The following is a 25558-nucleotide window of genomic DNA, read 5'->3' on the forward strand; positions in this document are numbered from 1 at the left end:
GTGAAGCTTGCTTCATAGGAATTTTTATTTAAACTGCCTACTGCCTACTGCCTACTGCCTACTGCCTACTGCCTACTGCCTACTGCCTACTGCCTACTGCCTACTGCCTACTGCCTACTGCCTACTGCCTACTGCCTAATCAGTTTCGGCATCTGTAGAGTCTTTTTTATCGGCCTTAACCATATTATAGACTACCAGTATGATAACGACACATACTACAGCAAAGACTCCTATAAGTATAGCTCCCATTGCCCAATTTACTAAAGGTATTATCGATGTTATTTTCATAATTATATGTTTTAAAATGTTGTTTTAATGACACTCATATTGTGAAGAGACTTCTGGTACAGCTACCATTTCTGAGGGCGATACATAAGGAATTCCCAGTCCCAAACCGCGCAGTATGAATAATAAGCCTATGACTATTACAACAACTGGAATAGCTTTAAGAATACGTTGTTTAAGGTTGTTTGTCAAGAAGTTACCCAAATAGATAGCCGTAGTCATTAAAGGAATAGTTCCTATACCAAATAGCGCCATATACCAAATACCTTGCAAAGGATCACCCAATGCAATGGCCCCAAAAACAGCCATATAGACGAGTCCGCAGGGGAGTAGACCATTTAAAAAGCCTATGATAAAAAAGGTCTCCGGTTCCTTTTTTTTAAGAGCTGCACCTAAAGCATTTTTTACTTTACCTACTAGTTTATAAATAGGTCGGGTAATGCTGAACTTATTAGTGAGTTGGGTAGGAGCTAGAATGGAAATAATCATTAAGACACCTATTCCTATTGATAATTGTTGTTGTATCCCAAAAAAATGAAACGTATTTCCTGCGATTCCAAATAATAATCCCAATAGAGAATAGGTGAGAATACGACCAAAATGATAACTGGATAATTGTAAAATTCTTTTCACTCTATTCTGTCGATCCAACGGAAGTAAAAACGCGATAGGACCACACATTCCCACGCAGTGAAAACTACCTAATAAGCCTAATATGAGCGCAGTGTATAACATTAATAAACAATAGATTTTTTATATAAATAGTCCTTACCGTTGTATTTAAAATCGACAGTAATGTTCCAGCGACCATCTATCAAATTTTTATCAGGTATAAGCAACTGAGATCCAGATAAGAGTATAGGCATGTCAAAATCTAATTGCTGATTAGACGGTCGGTATAGGAACAGGTTTCCCTGTATATTTTCATTGGTCAGTTCTGATGGGAAGGACAACAGCCATCCATCGGCTGTTTTTTGACCAGTTAACTTCTCTTCTAAATGGTTGAGATTCTTCTCTGCATCGATTTCGGTTTGATAGACCATTTCCTTAGCATAGTATTCTTCCGTAACCAGATCGTAGCTGTAATCTTTATCAGTACTCATGGTAATGACCATATAGAGAATGAAGCCTATAAAAGCGGTCATTACTAGCGCAATACCTGTTCCCCAATTCCATTTCATGACACTTTACTTTTAGCGAGTTCTTTTTTCTTTTGAAGCTCTTCAAACAATAGTTTTGCTTGACAGCTCAAGTTTTCACCTGGTTTTCCTTTTTTACAGCCTTGACAGCATTGATCTTTTTTCTCTGACTTCATAGTTTGTTTTTTGTTTTGCTTTTGTAACTCAATACCTTTATAAACTCAGCACAGGCGGGTGCGACATAGAAATAAAAGCAGAAGTCTAATGAAAACTACGCGGCCCTAAAAAGGCGGTAGTCGTAGTTTCTATCAATTGTTGATCACTGTAAATACCTATTTCCACTCGGTCTTTATCGCCGCTTAAAGCACGGGAATCTATTTCTATGAATAGTGTTCCTTCTGCAAGTCCTTGACCATTTACGGTAAAATGATCTTGAGAAACCAGCTCGATAGTTCCTTTGTGTGAGAGTAATTTAAAGTTGATATTATCAATGTCGTCCACTGTTTTATTGACTAATTTAAAGGTGTACACATTACTGATCATGAATTCTCCTTTATGTTCATACAACTGTCCAGGGAGTCTTAGTACAGTAGCTTCAACATCATTGCGCAAGAATAACATTCCTATTAAAACAGCTGTAAGAATTCCTAAAACGGCTACATAACCTTTCAGTCTAGGAGTGAATTTGAATTTTTCTTTTTTCTCAATATTATCCTCACTGGCATAGCGTATCAAGCCTTTAGGTAAATCCACAGCTTCCATAATTTTATCACAAGCGTCTATGCAGGCGGTACAATTAATACATTCCAATTGAGTACCGTTACGTATGTCTATACCGGTAGGACATACGTGCACGCAGGCAGCGCAATCGATACAATCACCTTTTCCTGTAGTCTCCCGATCTTCATTTTTCTTGAACTTAGCACGACCGGCTTCTTTTTCTCCACGTTTGTGATCATAAGCTACAATTATGGATTTATTATCGAGTAATACTCCTTGTAACCTCCCATAAGGACAGGCTATAATACATACTTGCTCTCTAAACCACGCAAATACAAAGTAAAAAACACCTGTAAAAATGATTAAGGATATTAAGGTGCTCACATGTTTAAACGGCCCTTCTGTGATGTATCTAATTAATTGGTCACTACCTATGAGGTAAGCTAGAAATACGTTTGCAATGAGAAAAGAGATGATAAAAAAAACGATCCATTTTAAAACTCTTTTTTTAATCTTTTCTGCATTCCAAGGCATTTTAGCAAGTCGTATTTGTTTACCTCTATCACCATCGATCCAATATTCAATACGGCGAAAAACCATTTCCATAAAAATCGTTTGTGGACAGACCCAACCACAAAATAATCTACCAAAGGCAACGGTAAATAAAATGACAAAGACCACACCTATCATCATGATGATCACAAATAAATGAAAGTCTTGCGGCCAGAAGGGAAATCCAAAAATATTGAAACGACGTTCTAAAACATTGAACATTAAAAACTGATTACCACCTATTTTAACAAATGGCGCCGCAAACAAGAAAGCTAGTAATACATAGCTCACATACTTGCGATACTCGTACCATATACCATCTGGCTTTTTAGGAAACACCCATGCACGCTGTCCTTCTTTGTCCAGCGTTCCTATGGTATCTCTAAAATTATCCTGTCCTTGCTCTGCCATTTTTCGTTTACTTTATGACTCTAATAGAAGAAGAAAAAGGGCGTCTTCATAGGCTTCTACACTATGAGTTAACTCTAGAGGTATGTCATAACTTTCATAGAGCGCAAGACGCTTGCTTTGATTTTCTGTATTAAAATCAATCTCACCTTTAATAACTAGTATTTTTGCTTTGGATGGTGCCGTATGCTTTTGCAAAACGACACCTCTTTTCATACCTATAGCAATTACTTTTGATCCATCTGCTTTAAAAATAGTTCCTACAACAGGCGTTTCAGCCTGTAGAGATTTTTGTTCTATATCGTGAAGTGTCATTCCTTTAATTTTTTTCGGTTGCTATCTTTACATCGCCGACTTCAATAGCAGGATGCTCTAAAGAATCTTGAACTATTGCGTTGATCTTTGATTTTATTTCTGGAACATCAGGATCAATCCATACCTCTCCTTCTGCTGGTTTTGGCTCGGCAGCAGTAGTTCCTTGAAAGTTTAAAACATAGCTAGATACTTGCGCCATTTCGGCTGGTTTCAAATCCTGTTTCCAGGGTACCATTCCTTTACCAGATCTTCCTCCTTCAGAAATAGTGTTGAATACATTCTTAATCCCACCACCTAAAATCCAGTGTTTATCGGTAAGGTTAGGGCCTATACCGCCGCCGCCATCTGCCTTGTGACAAGCAACACAATTGCTTTGAAAAATCAGCTTACCTGCATTGATGTCAGAGGCTTCAGTAAGCAAGACTACCGTGTTTACATCCACGAGGTCTTTGGCTGTTTTCTTCCACTCTTCTATTTCTATTAGAGCTTCTGCAACGGCTGTTTCATATTCTTCTTTTTGATCGTAATCATCAAAGACTTCAAATCGAACTAAGTAAACTACGGCAAATAGAATACTCGCATAAAAACCATACACCCACCATGGTGGTAAATCATTATCCAGCTCCTTTATCCCGTCATAATTATGGTCAAGTATGATTTCGTGCTCTTCTTCAATGTCTTTACTTCCCAGTAATTTCTTATAGGTTTCTTTGATCCATTTGAATTGGTTCGCTTTCGCGAAAGCGGTATTCTTATCATACTTCTCCTGAGCATCTGGTTTTAAGCTTAAATAAAGCACCCTGCTAAGGGCTCCTAAACAAGCTTCTCCAGCGATATAAAACAAAATAATAGTACCGTACAGATACCACAGCCAGGGTAGGTTTTCAAAAGCCGTCGCCTCTTGGGTAGCTCCTATCCAGTTGAAGAAGAAATAGCCTAGGATGCTAAATCCTATAGTTCTGAAAAAAGGTCCTGTATTATTCATGATCTTGGTCATTAGTAGGGAACGTATCATCATTTAGAGGGATGTTACTGACCTCTTCTATATGGTTCTTTTTGGCTGTAAATACCCACCAAAACAGACCGCTAAAAAAGATGAAAAAGATGAGCAGTGATATGATGGGATAGATTTCCACGCCATCTATATTTTCTAAATTCCCTTTGATAAATTTTAACATGGTTTAGTCGTTTAAGTTGAGGGCAGTTCCATCAGGACGGGTTACTTTAATATCTGTCCCTAATCTTTGTAGGTAGGAAATGATAGCTACAATTTCTCTATCGCGCATTTCTACAAATGGCAAGTTGTTGTCTTTTGCATATTGCTTATCTGCCTCATAAGTTTTTGCAAAGTCTGGATCATTGTACAGGTTTTCCTCAATTTGAGTTCCTTGTTCAGTCATCCATTCTTGTGCTCTGTCTATTTCTTCTTGGGTATATGGAACACCTAGCGTAAGCATGGCTTCCATTTTAGCTTCTGTTAGATCTTTATCCAGTTCATTTTTAATCAGCCATTTATAAGAAGGCATTATAGAACCTGAAGACGTACTTTGCGGGTCATAAAAGTGATTTAAGTGCCAGTTGTCACTGTATTTGCCTCCTATACGCATCAAATCTGGACCGGTGCGTTTGCTTCCCCATAAGAAGGGATGGTCGTACACGTATTCTCCTGCTTTAGAATATTCTCCATAGCGTTCTACTTCACTTCTAAAAGGACGTATCATTTGAGAGTGACATCCCACACAGCCTTCACGTATATAAATATCTCTTCCTTCTAATTCTAGTGGTGTATAAGGTTTTACGCTAGAAATGATAGGGATGTAATCATCTACCATAAGTGATGGGACAATTTGCACTATTCCACCTATAAGTATGGCAATAGTTGCAAAAATAGTCAGCTTCACAGGTCTTCTTTCTAGCCAAGTGTGGTAGCCTTCCTTTGAAGTACGTTTTCTAGTTACTTTAGGAAGAGCAGCCGCTTCTGCAAGCTCATCAGTAACAGCACTACCAGATCTAGCGGTCCTGATCATGTTGTAGACCCCTATGGAAGCACTTATTATGTACAGGGTACCACCTATAGCTCGCATCCAGTACATAGGCATGATTTCGGTAAGTGTTTCTAAAAAGTTACCATAGGTCAATGTTCCATCTGGATTAAATTGTTTCCACATAGAGGCTTGTACAAAGCCAGCGACATACATAGGTAAGGCATATAGAATGATTCCTAAAGTTCCTATCCAAAAATGAACATTTGCCAGTTTTGTAGACCATAATGTTGTTTTAAAGAGTCTAGGGACCAACCAGTAGATCATACCAAAAGCTAGGAAACCGTTCCATGCTAGCGCACCTACGTGTACGTGTGCAATAATCCAATCACTAAAGTGAGCAATCGCATTCACGTTTTTTAGAGAGAGCATGGGGCCTTCAAAAGTCGCCATACCATAACCGGTAATCGCTACTACCATAAATTTTAAAACAGGATCTGTACGTACTTTATCCCAGGCACCACGTAGTGTTAGCAGTCCATTTATCATTCCGCCCCATGACGGCATGAGTAACATGATAGAAAATGCAACACCTAAATTTTGAGCCCAGTCAGGAAGCGCAGAGTAAAGTAAATGGTGAGGTCCTGCCCAGATATAAATAAATATCAAGGACCAGAAGTGAACAATGGAAAGCCGATACGAATAAATAGGTCTATTGGCCGCTTTAGGGACAAAGTAATACATCAAACCTAAGAATGGAGTCGTAAGGAAAAAGGCTACCGCATTGTGACCGTACCACCATTGTACCAAAGCATCTTGAACACCCGCATAAGCAGAGTAACTTTTTAAAGCGCTGACAGGTATCTCGATACTGTTGACAATATGAAGAACGGCAACGGTCACAAATGTTGCTAAGTAGAACCATATCGCTACATATAAATGTCGCTGTCTTCTCTTGATCATGGTGCCAATTAAGTTGGCTCCAAATGCAACCCAAATGACAGCAATAGCAATATCAAATGGCCATTCCAGCTCTGCATATTCTTTAGAAGTGGTATATCCTAAAGGAAGGGTGATAGCTGCACCTACAATAATCGCTTGCCAGCCCCAAAAGTTAAGTTTACTCAGCCAGTCTTTCCACATACGTGCTTTTAACAAACGCTGGGTAGAGTAGTAAACACCAGCAAAAATCGCATTTCCTACAAATGCAAATATGACAGCATTAGTATGTAATGGTCTTAAACGGCCAAAACTCAACCAAGATATGCCATCGGTCATGTTGGGGAATAAAAAAGAATACGCAAGCAAGAGGCCTACACTCATCCCTATAATACCCCAAAACATGGTTGCGATGATGAATTTGCTAACGATCTTGTTATCGTAGTAAAACTTTTGTCTGTCCATAGTTACTTAGGTTGGTCGCTTATTATGATTGGTTTTTCTTCTCTTTTAGCAGCTTTAGCAGCTTTTTCTTTTACCAGTTCATCATCAAATAACATTCTTACTGAAGGGGTGTAGACGTCATCGTACTGTCCAGATTTTACAGAAAAAATAAAAGCTGCAAAAAAGGCAAGTGCTACAACAACACTAATCGCTAAAAGCATATATATTATATTCATAACTGTTTTAATTATATTGCAAATCTATTGTTGAAGGTTCAACAAAAAGATGACTTTTATCAGCTTTCCAAACTTTAGTCTATTGATTGAAGGCTATGGTGTGAAATCGAACTAGACATGGAGGTATAACAAGACTATTTGTATCCTTTGTTGGATTTTTTGTAGTCTTTTACGATATAGGTCATGCTCTTTAGGCCATACGAATTCATTTACGCTGATATATTTTTCAACTGCCAGAATCGCCTCATCGTAGGAAAGGATTTTTGAAACTACCGATTGGTGTAAAGTAGGGCAGAGATAATGACTGTTGTACACTAACTTCTCTAATTCATTAATTTCATTTTGAATCTTTTCTGTACACCCATGAAGTGGAGCAGCACTGGCGCCTTTTTTTAAAGAAGAATAAAACAGTGTGATCAGTCTATTTTCGGAAAAGGCGGGCATCAAAAAACAATTTTCTAGGTGCTTGTTTATTGGAGGGCCCTGTTGTGATGATAGATTCATGATTAGGTTTTTTTAGAGTTAAGTTTCTCACCTAAGAAATAAGTAATAGAAGTAGTAAAAATGACTATACTTATAGAGCTCAAGGGCATTAATATTGCCGCAACGATTGGTGTTAAGTGACCAGTGAGCGCAAAGCCGAGTCCTATAAAATTGTAAAAAAGTGAAAAAATAAATGCGTATTTAATCGTTTTTAATCCATTTCTAGAAAGGGATAAAAATGTACTGATATCTTCAAAACGAGAAGCATCAAGTATACCATCACAGGCAGGCGAAAAGACATTGATGTTTTCTGAAATAGTGATACCTACATTACTTTGTGCCAGTGCACCTGCATCATTAAGTCCGTCACCTATCATTAAAACTGTTTTACCAGATTGTTGTTTTTCTTTAATGAAATTAAGTTTGTCTTCTGGCTTTTGATTAAAAAGTAGGGTAGTGTTGTCAGGCAACCAACTGGAAAGATGTTGCCGTTCCCCATCATTATCTCCAGAAAGAATGACAATTTGAGCTGTTTTCTTCAAGCTATCAAAAACCTCTTTTACGCTAGGACGGTATTCATTATAAAAAATAAAACAGCCTTTATAAATATCGTTACAGCATACATGAACTGCTGTGTTTTGATTTGTATTTATAGCTGTTTGCACTTCAGTAGCACCTAAAAATTCATAAGAGCCTACTTTTATATGTTGGTTATTTAAAGTTCCAGTAATTCCTTTTCCTATTTCTTCTTGAAACGTATCTAGGGTAGTAATGTTATTTTTATCCAGTAGTTCATAAAGGGAACGGCTTAAAGGATGATTGGAGGAACGCAGTGTACTGGTCAATAAGGACTTTTCTTGATCGCTTAATTCAATTCCTTCATATGTAATCGTGTTCTTTGAATTTGTGGTCAAGGTTCCTGTTTTATCAAAAACTACCAGATCTATATGAGCCAGTTGCTCAATGCTAGCGCTGTCTTTCATGTATAATTTATGATGTCCAAAAATGCGGAGCAAATTCCCCAAAGTAAATGGCGCAGCCAGAGCAAGCGCACAGGGACAGGCCACAATCAATACAGAGGTAAACACGTTGAGCGCCATTGTCGCGTCTATAAATAACCAAATTACTGTTGCAACAACCGCAATAAGTAAAAGGGTCATGGTAAATCGCTGACTTATACGGTCTGTAAGCGATTGAAATAGGCTTTTGCCCTTTTTTGAAAAGATCTCATTGGACCATAATTGGGTTAAGTAACTTTGCTCTACGGTTTTTAAAACTTCTACTTCTATAGATCCAGTCAGCTGCCTCCCTCCAGCAAATAGTAAGTCTCCAGAGGTTTTTGACACAGGCTCTGCTTCACCAGTTACAAAACTGTAATCGATCAATGCGTTTCCATTGATGAGAACGCCGTCTACCGGCAGTAATTCACTATTTCTTATTAAAATACGATCTCCTTTTTCCAACTCGTTGACTTGGATTTGTTGTTCCCCTTTCGCACTTCGACTCTGCTCAATAGGAACTTCAGCAGTATGGCCACCAGCTTTATTTTGAAATAATCTAGTAACCGCGATAGGGAAATAGGACTTGTAATCACGCTCAAAAGAAAGAAAAGCATACGTCTTTTGTTGAAAGAACTTACCCAATAGCAAGAAGAACACCAGACCCGTCATACTGTCCAAATAACCAGAGCCCCAATCCATCAAAATATCAACGAAAGATCTCAAGAAAAGCACGGTGATTCCCATAGCGATAGGCACATCTATGTTCAATATATTACTGCGCAAGCCTTTTATGGCTGAGGTAAAATAATCACGAGCAGAATAGAAAACTACAGGAAGGCTAAAGAAAAGTATCAACCAGCGAAAAACATACTTAAACTTATCTAGCCAAAACTCATTTACCTCAAAGTACTCAGGAAAGGAAAGAAACATAATGTTTCCAAAGGCAAAACCTGCTATACCTAATTTGTAGAGCAGACTTCTGTCTATAGAAGGGTTTTTAGCACTTGCGTCATCTAAAGAGATATAGGGTTCATAACCTATTCTCGATAATAAATTAACGAGATCTTGAAGACTCAACTCTTTTGAAGAGAAGGTTATTCTCACTGTCTTTTCTGGAAAATTAACCTGTGAAGTGGTCACGCCAGGTTGTAACTTCTGTAAGTTCTCCAACACCCAAATACAGGAACTACAGTGAATAGAGGGTATAAGTAAGGAGATCACTTGCGTGCCTTGCTCATTAAATTCGAGCAGATTGGAAACAATATCTTCATTTTCTAAAAAGTCAAACTTACCTTCTTGTGTTCCCGGTGTAGTTCCTGGAGTTTTCTCCAATGCATAATAATAGGAAAGATCATTATCCTTTAAAATATCATAAACGGTCTTACATCCATGACAACAAAATGCTTTGTCCTTGTAAGAAATCAACGATGTGCGACACGCGTCTCCGCAGTGGAAACAATTTTCCATAATTTATAAATTTGGTATGATCTTACCTATTGCAAATATGATTCACTAAGAGTTTTTAAAAGATGACATTTGTCAGTCTTTAAAATTAAACGGCATGCTTTTGATAGACAGCAAAAGCATAACTCACTCTTGTAAAGGCTGTACTTTATAACTAGAGCTATTGGTCCGTGAGGTAGTGCTACTTTGCTTATTTTTTGTAAGCTACTAAAACCAGTATCTTTGATTTTTATTTATTAATAATGACAGACCATCAAGAAGGAAGGTGCGAGAATTGCATCGTAAGACAACTAAATACGTTAAAGGCACTTACCAAGGAAGAACTCAAACGTATTTCTGATAGTAAAGAGACCAAGATCATTAAGAAAGGGGAGGCCATTTTTAATGAAGGAGATAAACTCAATGGTGTTTATTGTGTAAGAGATGGTTTTTCAAAGCTTTCTAAAAGGAGTGATAACGGTAAAGATCAGATTGTAAAAATTGCTTCAAAAGGGGAATTGTTAGGGCAGCGATCTGTTATAACAGAAGAATCTACTAATTTAAGTGCTGTGGCTCTGAGTGATATGAATGTATGTTTCATTTCTAAAAATCACTTGAAAGATAACATCAGTAACAATATTAAATTTACAAATGCGCTATTGGTACAACTTGCTAATGATCTCAAATTTGCAGACGATGTGATCGTTAACATGGCGCAAAAAAATGTAAAACAACGCATTGCAGAGACACTGCGGTATCTGGAAGATAATTTTGGTAAAGATGAAGAGGGCTTTATAAAGATGATTCTCACTCGTGAAGATATTGCAAACCTAGTGGGTACTGCAAAAGAGGCTTGTATAAGACAATTAACCGCGTTTAAAAAGGCAGGCTGGATCCATACAGAGGGCAAGCGCATCAAAATTATAAATGACAAAGCCCTCTATAATTTAATAGAAGGCTTTGAGTAAAGGGCTGTTTTTTGTTTTAGATTTTAAAAGTTACTACTGGTAAGGAAGAGTGGTTGACCATATCCTCTCCTATACTGCCAGAAAAGAAGTGAGATAATCCCTTGCGGCCATGGGTTGGGATGCCTATAATATCAGCTTGTTTCTTTTCGGCAAAATGAAACACTCCATTCTCCACACTGAAATCTGAAAAAATAGTAACCTCTGCAGGGGAGAATTTATAAGCATCCGTTAGGGTATCAGAAAATCGGGCGATTTGATTTATGATTTGGTTTGTACTTTGAAAATTGCTAGCTGGCAAGTTTACAAACAATAAGGAAACTTCTATTTGTAGTTTTTTAAATAGGTCCATCGCTTTTATAAAAACTTCTTTACTCTCTAGTTTAAAATCACATGCAAAGACTCCTTTATGCGGTGTAAAACCTTGAGTTCCTTTAATCACGAGAACAGGAATATGTGATGTCCTGACTACTTTTTCGGTATTGGAGCCTATAAAGACTTCTTGAATACCACTACTTCCATGAGATCCCATAACAATAAGATCTCCATGATGTTCTTTTGCTACCTGATCCAGTTCGCTAAAGACTTTATAGTTGCGTACCGCAGTTTGAATAGAAACTCCTTTTAAATAATTTTTATCTAGAAATTTGTCAAAACGTTTTTGAGTGAGTTCGATGAGGTAGCGCCCCTCTTCAGATTTTTCTTCCTTAGATAAATTTACCTCTTGAAATTCCAACATGTGCACTATAATAAGCCGCGCTTGATGCTGTTTTGCAATTCGTACTGCCGCTTTAAGCGCATTTTCTGAAGGTGTTGAAAAGTCTACGGGGACAATTATATTTTTCATTATCTTTTGTTATAAGGTTACATCAATGCATTCAAAAATAGTGTGATGCTATGGTTTAAAAGCTGATATAAATCAGCTTCTGACTTTTCTAATGAATCAGAATAATTAAATAAAAAAATCTAATAGGGTTAATTCTAGTTTTGTGATTTACAGAATTAGGAATAGATCTTGTTAGTGAGTATGCAGTGATTGTTGTTATTTAGGAGCCGTTATAAGTGCTTTTGTAATTGCGACCTTTAAATTTGCTTATCTAAGAATAAGTGATTGAAGTTTTAGAAAGAGAGTTCTTGTTCAGCAAGGCTTTAAAATAAATACAGCACACAGAACTAAAAAATTTAATAGAATAGTTTTGGTATTTTATACTGCTATTAAAACAGGTATTACTTTTTTAAAAAGTGTTGCTTAGGAAGACACATACTTACAATTTTAATTAAGGGACTAGTCAAAAATAAAAACAGCTTCTCTTATAAAATAAGAGAAGCTGTTCTATTATTGTAAAGGATACAAATGGATGAAATATTTAGATGACAATAAGAATATCATCCAATAACATCTAGATCATGTCAACTATTTCTAGATACGTCATGCTTTTATGAATGGGAACAGATTTCATTAACTCGTAATTTAAGTGATCGCATAAAAGCACTATAACAGGTTTGTGAGCAAGATGAATATGATTTCTTAGAATATTCTAAGCGCTAAATAAATGCTCAAATAACAACTGCTGCTAAGATCTGATTCACTTCAATTTATAACCGACTACAGCCATCTACACCTCTGTCATTTGGAAGGCATTGTATCTGTAGTAAAAGGACCTTCTTTAGAAGATGTGACATCTTTATGAACGATACTTTTCTTCTTATTCGGATAATTTTCTTCTTTTTGCTTCTTGGCAGAGTAGAAAATATTCCAAAATGTCAGACCCATATAAGTGGCAAATATGATGCCTCCTACTAAAAAGAATCCTAAATTCATGTTGTTCTTCTTTGTCTAATTGCTATTGCAAACAATAAAATTGTGCCTGGCCAGTGCGCTGAATATTGAGCCTCTGCGGTCATACCTAATACTCCATAGCCTACTGAATACAGTAAACAAAGGAATGCTAAAATAATTGGGTACCATTTTAAAATAAAACTTTTCATCTTTTTTTTTATTAATTATCCAATGAAGATACGAAACAGAAGTACAAGAACTTAAAAAAAACAAGTTGATTTCAACTTTATAAATTGATTCAAAATATAAGAATTATAACGCTGAATAATAACTAACTAACTTAAAATCAATTTACAATATAGTAATTAATACAAGATCATAAAGTAGTGTAACTTTTGAGCTCATTAATTGCGTTATAAGGATAGATCGCTTTGGTTATTATGAAAGCAATAATTTCGTATGGAATAAGATAATGAGTGTCCTTTTTATGTAACAGTAATGCGATACATATTATATCATTAGGTTTAAAAAACAAGACTACTAATTGAGCAATGGTAGATAAAGTTCTAGCAGTATAAAAGGAGGCTTTGCTGTAGAGAGATTTATACCCGCCAAGAGAGCCTTTAAATTTTTACCTTGTACGGTAAACAGAACAATTTTCATTAATGCAAACTGGCAAAAAGGAGTAAATAATACGAGCACAATGTTCAATAGTAATCTGTTTTCAGCTTTCGGAACACGCAATACAGCTTATGCAATAGGGATTAATTGAAATTTAAAATATTACTCCGAACTTATTGGGGGATAAACTAATCACGTTTCTCAAACCATAAAGTTTCTAACAAAAAATAATTAATTGAATATTGATCGTGTCATAAAAAGAAGCCGTATTCTTTTTCAAGAAGCCGGCTTTTTCATTACTTTTATTAATAAACAAAAATGAATTTAGTTATAAGATTGTTTTGTTCCGCTTTCGCCCTATGCTATCTCAGGATGAATTTCTATTTTCAGAAAATAAAATAAAAGCAGAATAAGTCAAGATATTCGAATTTTCCATCAATTACTCTTCGGCATTTGCTAGTTTTTTAGTGTCTGCATATTGTTGAAATGCAGTAATCTTTCCATCAGTAAGGGTCCATAAATGTGCTACCTGTACATCAAATTCTTCACCTCCATTTTTTGCTTTAATTTTATAACGCAATGTCGCAAGAACTTTGTTATTATTCATTTCATGAAGTTCAACATCTGTTACTAAAAATGATTCATACAAGCCACCTATACGAGCAAAAACGCCATTTAGAACTGCTTCTGGACCTATATAGGGATTACCATCAGATAGAGAATTACTTTCTGCCTCGTTCCATTCCACTTTTTGATCCATCAGGCTAAGAACGGTAGGCATATCTCCTGTGGCAAAAGCATCGTAAAGTTGATCAATCACTTGGGTGTTTTTAGGATCAGAAACTATTCCTAGCTGTTCAAAAAACACCATGTTATCCATAAAATCTTGTTCTTGGGCAATTTTACCATCTTTCATTTTTACAATTGTAACACCTTGTACATCTACCATTTTTTGAGTAGCAGGTATTCCAAAAAAACTACCAGTATGCTTACCTTTAAAACTCCATTGTTTTACGATATTTTCATCTTGTCCAAAAACATTGATTATAGTAAATTCAATATCAGAAAAACCAGTTAGGTAATTTTGATAATATTCTTTAAAAGATTCAATTCCCGTAATATTCTGTGGACTTAATACCATTATAAGCTCAGTATCAAAATGGGTGTCATTAATAAGCTCTATTTGTCCTTTGTTTAAAATATTGTCCCATACCGTGCTATAATTTTCAATATTAGCTTCGACTTTTTGAGTGGCATTATTGCAAGCTGTTCCTATTAATAACGCTGCATGAACACGAGTTTTAAAGTTGATTTCATGATTTTATACTAGAATTTTAGATTAGGAATTGTACTGCTGGAAAGTTTTCTGTATCGATTGAAATGGTATACCCAGTTCTCGGTCTGCTAGTTCATTTTGGTAGATGATCTTTGCTTTGTTTTTTGGTTTCTTGTTGTTGAGCATTAATGTCATATCAGAGACACAATAACTCTCACTAGATAGCAGGTAATTCTTACCGTGTAAACCCTTAAGTGTTCCTGCTTTGTAAATGCCTCGCGCAACATCTTTCACATTAACAAGGGCAAACTCCACATCTAGATCATAACACATTTGAATAAATGGATTAGGAGCGATCTTATTTTTAAATAAGAATTGAAGTCCTGTTGAGGTAGAGTCTTCTCGATCTGAAAGTGATTTTCCCATAACGCCTACGGGCGATACACTAACAATTTCAGTATCTAAATCAAGATGTTTTTCAATAAAAGCATTTACGGCCTGGTTGGCAATAAACTTAGCTTGTGCATAAGGATGACTTTCTTCACTCATAAAAGGAGTGTCCTTCTCACTAAAATTATCTGATGCTGATTTACCTTCTGCTGGTAAGGGGAAATTAGTATTCCAAACGGCAACTGAAGCGACTAAAACTGCCTTTTTTACCTTGGGTGCATTGCGTATTACTTCTAAGAAATTTTCTGTACCTTTTATAGTTGGGTCAAACAAATCACGCTTTGGATCTTCAGTATCTAGTTGGAAAGGCGTACCACTGTGAATGACAATGTCACAATCTTCAACAAAGGATTTGAGTTGCTCTTTGTTTTCTATATTAAGCTCGCTTATGCTCAATCGATCTGAGTTGTAGAGTTTTTTTAAATGTTGGTACTTTTCTTTTTTTGAAATGTCAGTTGAAGACACTTTGACCTCAAAGCCATTGTTTAAAAACTGTTTGGTAACATAACTTCCTATAAAGCCAGATCCACCTATGATCCCTACTTTTCCCATAATATATAGATTTAATAATTAATGTTTTTAATAACTATTGCCTTAATGAAATCTTTTTTACCGCTACATGATATTTATGACGTGACCATATAATTTCAAATCCTTCAGGGAAATGAATTTCATTTCATACACATTTAGGGATGTATGTATTATAGGTGCTAAATTAAGTATGGAATAAAGAATTGTCAATCACATCTTCATGTGGTATTGAGCTATAATCTGCGAGAACTTTAGAGGTGATCCTGTTGAGACAATGGATGTTTTGGTAGTCATTTTTGCTCTAGTAAGGAAACTATAGAAGTATATGAATCAATAGGATTTGTTGCATATCCGCTTTCGCGAAAGCGGACTTATACCAGTTGTTCTACTAAAAATGATAGGTCAGGAATCAATTAAAAATCAGTTAATACTTTTAATGATATCATAATCATTTTCAAACATATTTAGGATTTCTAAAGGCGGTGTTTTTGTTATTTGTACGCCGCAATTACGTACTATTTCTATCATACTCTGTGCTTTTTTATCTTTTCAAAAAGCTACTTTGGTAAATCCTACGGCATAGACTTCACCTTTTTGCTTAAAGGTTTGTGTGTGATATACCCACTTTTCATTCCATGCTTCGACAGGCAATGTGATGCTCAATTTAGTCCATCGCTTTAATGGCTTTTTATAGATAAACTTTTGCGAACCGATGACAGGAAACAGTCCTTTTTTCATGGTATTTTTATAGAGTTGAGTTCTGAAAAGAATTTCAAACCTAATGAAGTCCATATAATAGAAATACTTTGAATTTGCCACGTATCGAAGCGATTCACAGTCTAGAATACGTACCCTTCTTAGACGAGTGAGGTCTGAGTAGACAACTACTTTTTTCCAAAAATAGTTGGCTCCAACATAAATGTAAATCATGTGCATGCAGTAGCATATCATAATTCAAGTGTTTTTCAATTAATTAGCACTACCATCTTTTTTCAAATCTTTTTCTATCAACTCCTTTAATTCTAAAAGAAGAGTGGTCATCTCTTGGTGAGCACCTCTAATTCCTATATTGTTACTCGCAGAAAGTTTAAGACCATTTCTAAATTTGGTTTTCTTTAATAATTCGTTGTGCTCAGGAATTACTTTATCTACTTCAATTTGTGACGGGTGAACAAAAGTTAGTTTTCCAGTTGCAGCTGTTTTTTGAACGTCTAAGGAGTTGAATATTTGGACATTATTTATGGTAACATTATAAAGATACTCCTCGTACTCTCGATACATGTGGTGCTCCCTATTATTTATGGATACATACATTTTATCTAGTTCTAATAATTGATTTTTAATGGATTCATTAGTAATGTAATTGAGATTTCCCGAGCTTAATAATTCTTTGTAAGTATTATTTGTAGGTATAAAGATGACCCTAGCAAAAACTTGGTTGATATTCATTTCTAGTTCCATCATATCAGAAGCTGTTTCCAGTGTTTTAAAGTCGAGAAGGTGCGCAGCAGCTTGGGCTGCTGCTTTTCTATATGTAATGATGCTGTCGTTGCTTTTAAGCTCTAATTCAATATCTGATTTTAGGTTTTTCAGGTAATTAACTTCTTGTTTTCGAGACTTTCTATCTTCATTTCCATTATTTATAGCTAGTGCAATTAAAATCCCGATCACCACAAGAATGATCTCACCTATGGCATAGAGTAGGTACTTACTCACTTTATTTTCTTTTATCATTTTCTGGCGTGCGTTTCTAAATAACTTAATCATTTTTCACAGTTTGAAGATTGTTTTTAATTAATTCTAGAACTAATTGATTCTGTTTATTTAATACATCTAGTTCTCTAAGTGCATCCCTGCTATTCCACTTTTTATCAACTGCTGTGTTTGGAATTCGCGATCTCTTAATAAGTTCATGAAATCAGATTTAAAATTCTTTTGATCAAAATCTGGATCAAAAGCAATTATAGAGAGATATTTTTTACTAATAAGCCTTTGCTTTACGGTAAGATCTTTTATCTCATTTTCAACTTCTTTATAATTAAAGTAAATACCGGGAAATTTAGACAAAGCTACTTTTAATTCTTGGTCTGTCAATATACACATTTGTTGAGAAGAAATATTTAAGGAACCATATACTAAATTAATTTTAGGGTGTGAAAACTGAAAAGGGGAATCTCTTGTTGTCTTATCTTCTGGCAAAGTTACATTTGGACCTGTATGTTTCAATATGATAGTATTGAATTTTAAACCTTTATCATAAAATGTCACCCCTTTTTTTATAATGCTGTCATTGGCTTCAAAATCTTTGTAAAACTGATTTAAACCAATTTGCTCTTCTTGCATTTCCAGTCGATTTTGATTCCAATTGTTAATTTGAAGGGCAATAAGAATACCTATAACCACAAGTACGATCTCTCCTATGGCATATTTGAAGTATTTGGTCATTTTACTTTCATTAAGAAGGTTTTTACGGATGTTTCTAAAGAATTTAATCACAGCCTTTTGTATTTAATTTTACTATTGCTCTCTATAATCGTATCATTTGCTATAACAGACCATGTAAAGAAATTTCTAGTTTGAGTAACCATTTGATTTTTAGAAAACGGAATGACTTCAACACCTACACTATCGCTCTCTATTTTTGACAAAAGTTTTTCGTTTTCCTTGTAGATTTTAAATTTATTTGGTAAACAAGTGCTTTTAAATACAGAATCATTTAATGTATTTGCTAAGGCCTCATAACTACCAATAAATGGTTGTAACTGTTGGTCTGTATATGTAAAACTGGGCTTTACGTCAGCTTTATTTAATAACGTGGCAATTTCAGTATAGCAATTAATGGCGTTTGAGCGGTATGCTAGTGCTACGCCAAGGTGATTTCTAATTGCCAGTCCATTAAAAAAGTAAACTTTATTTTTATAACCGTAGTCTTCTAACATCTAGTTATAATAATCTTCATTTCCAATTGCTGTATCGTCTGAGAACCAGGAATAGTTATCTGAATAGAATTTTATATTAGTCTTGACGGCATCCAATAATTCTGCATCAAAATCATCAAGCCTTGCTTTGAGTTTTGAATCTAAGGCGTTTAATTTCTTTATTATGGGCTTATAACCTACAGGAATGTTTTCCCTATTTGCAATTAAAAGCCGGTAAGCATCATTTGTTAATTGAAATTGAGTAAATAAAGTAGTCATATCAATAAATTCTGGGTGCGAAGGGTCTGTATAAGTTTGCATAGTCACACGGTTTTGTTTTACTGCCCAAAAGACACTATCCTTTTTATGAAAAAAGTCTATTTGATTTTCAATCGTCGCAATATTGACGTTGAGCTCATTTAAGACGTCTTCTAATAAGATGTCTGCTTTTGCCTGTGAATTATGGATCTCATTAAGGTTATTTAAATACAACGCAATCAAAATCCCAACCACCACGAGGAAAATCTCGCCCGCAGCGTAGAGAAGATATTTGGGAAACCGCTTTCGCGAAAGCGAACCCCTACGAAGTTTTCTAAAGAATTTTATCATTTTATTTCATTTTGATATTTAGTGACAGCATCTACTATGGATTTCAGCAGTTCCCGAAGTTGAAGTATGGCACTTGAAGTAAATGCTTTAATACCACGCATGTAAGAAACAGCGTTGAGATACTGCTGGTTATCCAGTAAAAGTTCATAATCATTAGGATTCATTTGACCACCGCCGTAGGTGAAATTTTGAACATTTAGTGGAATAAGAGCAACATTTGAGATAGTTTCTATATTTCCAGTCAACTTTTCACTTAACGATGGCAATTGAGCTTCATAAAACTGAATGATAGCAGTTTTAAGACTATCATTTTGAATGAGATGTAGGGAATTATTTTTAAAATTCTCATAAATACCTATTTCAAATAAGGGTTCAGGATAGGATTCAACACTTATCCATTTTTCTTTTAGTTCATTAGATAAAGGAAGTCTAGAATTCAAATGATTTGTAATAAAATCCATGTTTTCAAGATTTCGTTTGTAATCGCTACTTACTTGCTCTAATTGGCGTTCTGTGTTGATTAGGCTGCGTTTAAGGTTTGATATCACGGTTTTTTCAGATTCCCTATCCTCGCGTTGCTTGTTCCAGTTATTAATACTCAATGCAATCATTATCCCGATGACCACAAGCACAATCTCACCTATGGCATATTTGAAATACTTGGTAGTTTTGCCCTCATTAAGAAGGTTTTTACGGATGCTGCGGAATAGCTTTGTCATTGGTTTTAAGGTTGGTGGTTATTCATTCTGTACTCATTTTACTCTTCCAATTGTTGATTGATTTCTAGAATAATTTGGGTTGCGTTTTGTTTCATTTCGGTTAAGGTTTTTATCATTCTCATTTTGCGATACGTATTCATTTTTATGGCATTTCTAGTGGTAGGTTCTCGTAATTTCTCTAGAAACACAGCTTTTCTGTTCACTTCATTCTGTACAAATTGAATATCATTTTCTTTATAAAAATCTCCCTTATAAATATCAATTTCAAAATCCATTGTTAGCCATAGTTTACCGTCGTCGATATTGTCGTCAGAGTCCCATTTTGTAATGACGTTATAGGCATTAGAATCAATGGTGTAATAATTATCAATTTTTTCAAATAGGGTATTGTATTCAAAAAAGTCTGTAATCCCTGCGCTTATTACCTTTTCATAACTTTGATCCTTTACCTGATAGTTGAATGCCGAATAGGGAAGCAATTCATACAATGCGTTTGCTGATAACGTGTCAGGAAATGTACTGTTGAGTAAGGCTTTTGAATCTACTAGCATCGGTGGAATTCTTTTTAAGTCTCGAGCAAACTTTGTGGTGTCTGCTTGTAGATCTACTCGTATGTTTTTCAATACGTTTTCAACGATTGCTTTCTCTTTTCGCTCTTCGTTCCACGTATTGATGCTCAATGCAATCAAAATCCCAATGACCACGAGGATGATTTCTCCTATGGCGTATTTGAGATAACGTGATGTTTTTCCTTCTGCGAGAAGTTTTTGACGGATGTTTCTGAAGAGTTTGATCATTTCATTAATTTAGATTTTGCTGTTAATTGCCTGCGCTCGCCCTATGCATTCCTCTCGGCGAAAAGCCTCGTCGGATGCAAGAAAGGGGTGCCAGCGCACAGTTTGGAGTTAATAATTTCAATTATAGTTTCATAATCATTTAAAACTTGTTCATTAGTAAATCTGATTTCTGAAATTTCCATGTTTTCCAAATATATTGTTCTCTCAACATCTTTTTCTTTCTGTTCTTTTTGAATATGATATCCACCATCTATTTCAAGGGATAATCTTAATCTGTGACAATAAAAATCAAGAACATATCCAGCAAGTGGATGCTGTCTCCTGAATTTATAGCCCATTGGTTTCATCTTAAGAAATTCCCAGATTTTTTGTTCTGTTTCAGTCGTATGGTCACGCAGTTTTTAGCATTTTTAAAAACTGAAGGTGTTGCGCCATCGTGCATGCCTGATACTTTTAACTTATCTTTTTTCATATCTCTAATTTAGAAAACCCTCCCTTTAGGGTTGGGGCAAGGTTTTCGGCAATCAAAATCCCAATAACCACAAGGAATATTTCGCCAGTGGCATATTTGAAGTATTTACCTGTTTTTCCTGTTTCCATGAGGTTATATCTTATTTTTCTGAAGAATTTAATCATCGGTTTTCAATTTTTCGCAGTTCTACAAGTAAGGCAGAGTTTCCTTTTAGTAGATCTTCTAAACCAGCTTTCCTTTCATAGCCTATTCGCTTACTAACCGTAAGTTTATTGAATTTAGCAATCAACTCTTTGGCGTTTACATCCTGCCATAACATATCTTGTAAAGGACCATTTATGGTATTATTTCTATTTTTAATTGGAAAGCTCTCCTGATAGTTTTGTATGGCTTCAACATACGATTTAAAATTATCTTCACTTATGGTTTCAAAGTACTCATGTTTTCTATAAAGGTCATAAATGGCTTGCGTAAGATCGCTATCAAATAGATTGATCTCGCCAGAAAGCACCATTGTTTTGTACGTATTTTCATTTTTAAAATTAATTGTTGGAGTAAGAGGATTAAACTCATATCGTGCAATTTTTAAAAGGGTGTCTACCGTTGCTTCTCTGCTCGATAAGCGCTCTTGAAGATTAAACAGTTCATCCTCTTGTGCCTGTATCTTTAGTATTTTCTCTTCAATATAAACGCTGTCTTTTTCTAGATTTTGAATTAAGGTCTTACTGTTTTTGTAAACGATCTTTTTGTTAGCGTTATCTGTATTCCAATTATTTAGGGAAAGTGCTATCATTATCCCAATGACCACAAGGATTATTTCGCCAATGGCGTATTTGACATACTTGGCTGTTTTGCCTTCATTAATGAGATTTTGACGGGTTTTTCGGAAGAATTTTATCATAAATCTTTATTTTTTGGCTTTCGTGAGTTCTATGATTCTATTTAAATTATGCTCTAACTCCTTCAATTCTGATCCCTTATCTAAAATACTAAATAATGTGGCGAGCTTAATATTTATTAAGTACTCAAACTCTAGAGATTCTAATATTTTTAGATTATTTCGCTTATCTGTGAAATTAAAATTGTAATCAAGATGTTGTGCTAAAAATGGGTCTATTTGGTTAATGACAGCATTTTTACTAGTAGTTTCATCTTCTTGAAAGTCTATAACCAAATCTTGCCATGACACTAAAATGTCACGTAACTCATCATTATGTATAAGATCTAATGACGATGAATTTATAATACTATTTACTGAACCTTGTGATGGGTTAAAGGTCCAAGCAGAAAGGGATTCACCTAAATATTTTGAAATGCTATCTAAATTGTCTCGCTCTATCGAAATGGGAAACATAGAGATGAGCTTTTTAGTACTCGCATACGCATTTTTATGATAAAATAATACGGTGTCGAGCTGCACTCTGTTTTCTTTAAATTCTTTGTTGATAGAAGACAGTGTGAATTGTTCTTTGGTATCATTTAAACGATTTTGGTTCCAGTTATTGATTTGCAATGCAATCAAAATCCCAATGACCACGAGGATGATTTCTCCTATGGCGTATTTGAGATAACGTGATGTTTTTCCTTCTGCGAGAAGTTTTTGACGGATGTTTCTGAAGAGTTTGATCATTTCATTAATTTAGATTTTGCTGTTAATTGCCTGCGCTCGCCCTATGCATTCCTCTTGGCGAAAAGCCTCGTCGGATGCAAGAAAGGGGTGCCAGCGAACAGTTTGGAGTTAATAATTTCAATTATAGTTTCATAATCATTTAAAACTTGTTCATTAGTAAATCTGATTTCTGAAATCCCCATGTTTTCCAAATATATTGTTCTCTCAACATCTTTTTCTTTCTGTTCTTTTTGAATATGATATCCACCATCTATTTCAAGGGATAATCTTAATCTGTGACAATAAAAATCAAGAACATATCCAGCAAGTGGATGCTGTCTCCTGAATTTATAGCCCATTGGTTTCATCTTAAGAAATTCCCATATTTTTTGTTCTGTTTCAGTCATATGGTCACGCAGTTTTTGAGCATTTTCAAAAACTGAAGGTGTTGCGCCATCGTGCATGCCTGATATTTTTAACTTATCTTTTTTCATATCTCTAATTTAGAAAACCCTCCCTTTAGGGTTGGGGCAAGGTTTTCGGCAATCAAAATCCCAATAACCACAAGCACAATCTCCCCAATAGCATATTTAAAATACCTGCCTGTCCGGCAGGCAGGTTTTGTGGTTTTACTTTCATTGAGAAGATTTTTGCGGATGTTTCTGAAGAGTTTTATCATAGTTATAATATTTACCGACGCTCGCCTTTATGCATTCCTCTCGGCCAAAAAGCCTCGTCGGATGCAACAAAGGGTGCCAGCGCTCAAATTGAAATTAACATCGTGTATTACTTTTTCATATTCCTTTAAAACTTGATGGTTGGTAAATCTGATTTCAGAAATGCCTAACTTTTCCAAATAAATCCTTCTTTCCTTATCTTTTATCCTTTGTTCGGATTTAAGATGATAACCACCATCAATTTCAATGGACAATCTTAATTTGTGACAATAGAAATCCAAAATAAATCCTGCTATGGGATGCTGCCGCCTCACTTTGAAACCCAATGGTTTGGTTTTCAAATATTCCCATAATTTCAATTCAGCTTCCGTCATTGAATCTCTCAATTTGGCAGCGTTCCTAAAAACCGATGGTGTGGCTCCATCGTGCATTCCGGATATTATCAACTTATCTTTTTTCATATCTCTAATTTAGAAAACCCTCCCTTTAGGGTTGGGGCAAGGTTTTCGGCAATCAAAATCCCTATAACCACAAGCACAATCTCCCCAATAGCATATTTAAAATACCTGCCTGTCCGGCAGGCAGGTTTTGTAGTTTTGCCTTCATAGAGAAGATTTTTGCGGATGCCTGCCTGCCGGCGAGGCAGGTTTCTGAAGAGTTTAATCATTGTTCAGTTTCCTTTAAAATACTATCGATAATGGTTTCTAATTCTACGAGCTTGTTTTTATTGTAGAGTACTCTATATATAAAATCGTCAGTAATGTTTTCAAATTCAATATCCTCAAAAATTTTCAGTTTATCTATCGCTAAAATGGTTTTGTTTTCCCATTGTAGTTCACCATAAGCGTCCATATCTTTTAAGGAATAATGTTTTGATAAATAAGGAAATACTCGGTCATCAAGATTAATCATTACGCGTTTTGAATTATCGGTTAAGGCTTTCATGGTGCGTCCCCATTCATATATTAAATTTACCAAATCCTTATTTTGAATTAACTCTAAACGTCCTGATTGGATAAGTCCGGAAATTGTATTCTCGGATGGTCTGAAAATTGGAGGGTCAAATGCATAAAATAGTAAACTATCGCTATTTGCTTTCCTAGTGAATTCTTCGTCTTTACCAATAAGATTCATTATGCTTTTAAGGGTATGTATGCAGGTCTCGGATTGTGTAATACTTGTTGTTATGAGCTTTTTATTTTGTAAATATTCGTTATGTAAGCTTTTTACAATGCCTTTTTCTTCAATTTTTAAGATGCGTTCTTGATTCCATGTGTTAATTTGTAGAGCAATCAAAATCCCAATGACTACAAGAAATATTTCGCCAATAGCGTAAAGTAGGTATTTGGAAGCTTTGTTCTCTTTAATCATATTTTGGCGAATTTTTCGGAAGAATTTAATCATTTTTTGTTAGTCTTTCGTTTTTATTAGCTTTTTCCAAAAGACCAATAAAATCTAAAGTCTCCTCTTTTACTTTTTTTAGATAGTTAATGGAATGATCATTTATCCAATAATGAATTGCGGCATTTCGAGTGTATATGGCTTGTTCTTCTCTTAATTCTTTAGCTTGCATTTCAATAGATGCATCAGGAAAAAGAAATGAAGTCTTGTTAGAATCGAATCTCAGAGCATCTGTATCGGTAAAAAGCGCTGCATCAATAGGTATAGCCCAATCACTATCTATTTTAAAGGTCCATTTCATAAATTCGTAATTCTTATAATGACTTACAATTTGGTCTCTTAATTCGGTGTTCTTAATAACACTTAAATTTCCGGTATTAGATAGATCTTCAAATGTTGAAGTGGAAGGAATAACGGTTGGATAAAGTGTACCAAATATCAAATAGTTATTTGCGCTTTTAACCAATAGTGAATCACTACAGTTTTTGTCTTTGAAGGCGTTGCTTAAATTGACTATTATAGTATTGTTGTTTTGAAGGCGTTCTATTTCATTTGTAAAAGTGACGAGATCTTCTTTGTTTTCTTGAATTAATCTTTTGAGATATGAATTTTTCTGATGGTTCATTTTTCTATTCTCATTCCAATTGTTAATTTGTAGAGCAATCAAAATCCCAATGACTACAAGAAATATTTCGCCAATAGCGTAAAGTAGGTATTTGGAAGCTTTGTTCTCTTTAATCATATTTTGGCGGATTTTCCTAAAGAATTTTATCATGGATTAGTTTA

The 25558-nt window shown here is 35.1% G+C and carries 34 protein-coding genes; 1 reads left to right on the forward strand and 33 read right to left on the reverse strand.

The features are described 5' to 3' along the window. Positions 1–135 precede the first annotated feature (135 nt). The 12 genes from F0365_RS09670 to F0365_RS09725 all read right to left on the reverse strand — a co-directional run bounded on the left by F0365_RS09670 (position 136) and on the right by F0365_RS09725 (position 9971). Positions 136–288, reverse strand: coding sequence for a hypothetical protein (locus F0365_RS09670; protein WP_169933504.1), 153 nt, complete (start codon positions 286–288; stop codon positions 136–138). 24 nt (positions 289–312) lie between these two features. Continuing rightward, positions 313–1020, reverse strand: coding sequence for a sulfite exporter TauE/SafE family protein (locus F0365_RS09675; RefSeq protein ID WP_169933505.1), 708 nt, complete (start codon positions 1018–1020; stop codon positions 313–315). Next, entirely contained in the window at positions 1020–1466 is a 447-nt protein-coding gene (locus F0365_RS09680; protein ID WP_169933506.1) for a FixH family protein, read from the reverse strand. Before F0365_RS09680 ends, F0365_RS09675 begins: the two co-directional genes overlap by 1 nt. After that, positions 1463–1600, reverse strand: a complete 138-nt coding sequence (locus F0365_RS09685; protein WP_169933507.1) for a hypothetical protein — start codon at positions 1598–1600, stop codon at positions 1463–1465. The genes F0365_RS09680 and F0365_RS09685 overlap by 4 nt, the downstream gene beginning before the upstream one ends. A gap of 85 nt (positions 1601–1685) precedes the next feature. Next, on the reverse strand, positions 1686–3107 hold the full coding sequence (gene ccoG, locus F0365_RS09690) for a cytochrome c oxidase accessory protein CcoG (RefSeq protein ID WP_169933508.1): 1422 nt from the start codon (positions 3105–3107) through the stop codon (positions 1686–1688). Between the two features lie 12 nt (positions 3108–3119). Continuing rightward, positions 3120–3419: a hypothetical protein gene (locus F0365_RS09695; RefSeq protein WP_169933509.1), complete on the reverse strand. Its 300-nt coding sequence runs from the start codon at positions 3417–3419 to the stop codon at positions 3120–3122. Between the two features lie 4 nt (positions 3420–3423). Further along, a complete protein-coding gene (locus F0365_RS09700; RefSeq protein ID WP_169933510.1) occupies positions 3424–4404 on the reverse strand; it encodes a cbb3-type cytochrome c oxidase N-terminal domain-containing protein in 981 nt (326 codons plus the stop codon). After that, on the reverse strand, positions 4397–4597 hold the full coding sequence (locus tag F0365_RS09705) for a cbb3-type cytochrome oxidase subunit 3 (RefSeq protein ID WP_169933511.1): 201 nt from the start codon (positions 4595–4597) through the stop codon (positions 4397–4399). Before F0365_RS09705 ends, F0365_RS09700 begins: the two co-directional genes overlap by 8 nt. A gap of 3 nt (positions 4598–4600) precedes the next feature. Further along, on the reverse strand, positions 4601–6805 hold the full coding sequence (gene ccoN / locus F0365_RS09710) for a cytochrome-c oxidase, cbb3-type subunit I (protein WP_169933512.1): 2205 nt from the start codon (positions 6803–6805) through the stop codon (positions 4601–4603). 2 nt (positions 6806–6807) lie between these two features. Next, entirely contained in the window at positions 6808–7020 is a 213-nt protein-coding gene (gene ccoS, locus F0365_RS09715) for a cbb3-type cytochrome oxidase assembly protein CcoS (RefSeq protein WP_169933513.1), read from the reverse strand. A gap of 111 nt (positions 7021–7131) precedes the next feature. Next, on the reverse strand, positions 7132–7524 hold the full coding sequence (locus tag F0365_RS09720) for a hypothetical protein (RefSeq protein ID WP_169933514.1): 393 nt from the start codon (positions 7522–7524) through the stop codon (positions 7132–7134). Positions 7525–7526: 2 nt separating this feature from the next. Beyond that, positions 7527–9971 carry a heavy metal translocating P-type ATPase gene (locus F0365_RS09725; protein ID WP_169933515.1) on the reverse strand — a complete coding sequence of 815 codons (2445 nt, stop codon included), beginning with the start codon at positions 9969–9971 and terminating at the stop codon, positions 7527–7529. Positions 9972–10210: 239 nt separating this feature from the next. Here F0365_RS09725 and F0365_RS09730 point away from each other — a divergent pair, with 239 nt between their 5' ends. Continuing rightward, positions 10211–10915: a Crp/Fnr family transcriptional regulator gene (locus tag F0365_RS09730; RefSeq protein ID WP_169933516.1), complete on the forward strand. Its 705-nt coding sequence runs from the start codon at positions 10211–10213 to the stop codon at positions 10913–10915. Between the two features lie 16 nt (positions 10916–10931). Here F0365_RS09730 and F0365_RS09735 read toward each other — a convergent pair whose 3' ends face one another. The 21 genes from F0365_RS09735 to F0365_RS09830 form a co-directional block, all read right to left on the reverse strand. Then, the gene (locus F0365_RS09735) at positions 10932–11759 is read right to left on the reverse strand and encodes a universal stress protein (protein ID WP_169933517.1); all 828 of its coding nucleotides are present in this window, start codon (positions 11757–11759) and stop codon (positions 10932–10934) included. Positions 11760–12539: 780 nt separating this feature from the next. Further along, positions 12540–12734: a hypothetical protein gene (locus tag F0365_RS09740; protein ID WP_169931751.1), complete on the reverse strand. Its 195-nt coding sequence runs from the start codon at positions 12732–12734 to the stop codon at positions 12540–12542. 1018 nt (positions 12735–13752) lie between these two features. Continuing rightward, a complete protein-coding gene (locus F0365_RS16550) occupies positions 13753–14625 on the reverse strand; it encodes an ester cyclase (protein ID WP_317169847.1) in 873 nt (290 codons plus the stop codon). Positions 14626–14652: 27 nt separating this feature from the next. Then, entirely contained in the window at positions 14653–15591 is a 939-nt protein-coding gene (locus tag F0365_RS09750; RefSeq protein ID WP_169933518.1) for an NAD-dependent epimerase/dehydratase family protein, read from the reverse strand. A gap of 528 nt (positions 15592–16119) precedes the next feature. Beyond that, positions 16120–16500, reverse strand: a complete 381-nt coding sequence (locus F0365_RS09755; RefSeq protein ID WP_169933519.1) for an acyl-CoA thioesterase — start codon at positions 16498–16500, stop codon at positions 16120–16122. A gap of 39 nt (positions 16501–16539) precedes the next feature. Then, entirely contained in the window at positions 16540–17337 is a 798-nt protein-coding gene (locus F0365_RS09760; RefSeq protein WP_169933520.1) for a DUF6090 family protein, read from the reverse strand. Positions 17338–17403: 66 nt separating this feature from the next. Further along, positions 17404–18015: a DUF6090 family protein gene (locus F0365_RS09765; protein WP_206071353.1), complete on the reverse strand. Its 612-nt coding sequence runs from the start codon at positions 18013–18015 to the stop codon at positions 17404–17406. Between the two features lie 47 nt (positions 18016–18062). Next, the gene (locus F0365_RS09770; protein ID WP_169933521.1) at positions 18063–18509 is read right to left on the reverse strand and encodes a hypothetical protein; all 447 of its coding nucleotides are present in this window, start codon (positions 18507–18509) and stop codon (positions 18063–18065) included. Beyond that, a complete protein-coding gene (locus F0365_RS09775) occupies positions 18510–19097 on the reverse strand; it encodes a hypothetical protein (RefSeq protein ID WP_169933522.1) in 588 nt (195 codons plus the stop codon). Next, a complete protein-coding gene (locus F0365_RS09780) occupies positions 19094–19816 on the reverse strand; it encodes a DUF6090 family protein (RefSeq protein ID WP_169933523.1) in 723 nt (240 codons plus the stop codon). The genes F0365_RS09775 and F0365_RS09780 overlap by 4 nt, the downstream gene beginning before the upstream one ends. Before the next feature lie 38 nt (positions 19817–19854). Further along, positions 19855–20613 carry a DUF6090 family protein gene (locus F0365_RS09785; RefSeq protein WP_169931753.1) on the reverse strand — a complete coding sequence of 253 codons (759 nt, stop codon included), beginning with the start codon at positions 20611–20613 and terminating at the stop codon, positions 19855–19857. A gap of 41 nt (positions 20614–20654) precedes the next feature. Beyond that, positions 20655–20960, reverse strand: coding sequence for an endonuclease domain-containing protein (locus F0365_RS09790; RefSeq protein ID WP_240961593.1), 306 nt, complete (start codon positions 20958–20960; stop codon positions 20655–20657). After that, positions 20957–21085 (reverse strand): hypothetical protein, encoded by a 129-nt coding sequence (locus tag F0365_RS16660; RefSeq protein ID WP_262889004.1) that lies wholly within the window; start codon positions 21083–21085, stop codon positions 20957–20959. The genes F0365_RS09790 and F0365_RS16660 overlap by 4 nt, the downstream gene beginning before the upstream one ends. Further along, positions 21082–21213: a hypothetical protein gene (locus tag F0365_RS16665; RefSeq protein WP_262889048.1), complete on the reverse strand. Its 132-nt coding sequence runs from the start codon at positions 21211–21213 to the stop codon at positions 21082–21084. Before F0365_RS16665 ends, F0365_RS16660 begins: the two co-directional genes overlap by 4 nt. A 32-nt stretch (positions 21214–21245) precedes the next feature. Next, positions 21246–21986: a DUF6090 family protein gene (locus tag F0365_RS09800; RefSeq protein WP_169933524.1), complete on the reverse strand. Its 741-nt coding sequence runs from the start codon at positions 21984–21986 to the stop codon at positions 21246–21248. 6 nt (positions 21987–21992) lie between these two features. Beyond that, positions 21993–22715 (reverse strand): DUF6090 family protein, encoded by a 723-nt coding sequence (locus F0365_RS09805; protein ID WP_169931755.1) that lies wholly within the window; start codon positions 22713–22715, stop codon positions 21993–21995. Positions 22716–22756: 41 nt separating this feature from the next. Then, on the reverse strand, positions 22757–23188 hold the full coding sequence (locus tag F0365_RS09810) for an endonuclease domain-containing protein (protein ID WP_240961594.1): 432 nt from the start codon (positions 23186–23188) through the stop codon (positions 22757–22759). Further along, positions 23185–23373 (reverse strand): hypothetical protein, encoded by a 189-nt coding sequence (locus tag F0365_RS09815; RefSeq protein WP_169931756.1) that lies wholly within the window; start codon positions 23371–23373, stop codon positions 23185–23187. The genes F0365_RS09810 and F0365_RS09815 overlap by 4 nt, the downstream gene beginning before the upstream one ends. A 27-nt stretch (positions 23374–23400) precedes the next feature. After that, on the reverse strand, positions 23401–23832 hold the full coding sequence (locus tag F0365_RS09820; protein WP_206071272.1) for an endonuclease domain-containing protein: 432 nt from the start codon (positions 23830–23832) through the stop codon (positions 23401–23403). Between the two features lie 202 nt (positions 23833–24034). Next, on the reverse strand, positions 24035–24775 hold the full coding sequence (locus F0365_RS09825) for a hypothetical protein (protein WP_206071273.1): 741 nt from the start codon (positions 24773–24775) through the stop codon (positions 24035–24037). Continuing rightward, a complete protein-coding gene (locus F0365_RS09830; protein WP_169933526.1) occupies positions 24768–25547 on the reverse strand; it encodes a DUF6090 family protein in 780 nt (259 codons plus the stop codon). The genes F0365_RS09825 and F0365_RS09830 overlap by 8 nt, the downstream gene beginning before the upstream one ends. Positions 25548–25558 lie beyond the last annotated feature (11 nt).

This window comes from Nonlabens sp. Ci31 (genome assembly GCF_012974865.1).
Taxonomy (GTDB): Bacteria; Bacteroidota; Bacteroidia; order Flavobacteriales; family Flavobacteriaceae; genus Nonlabens.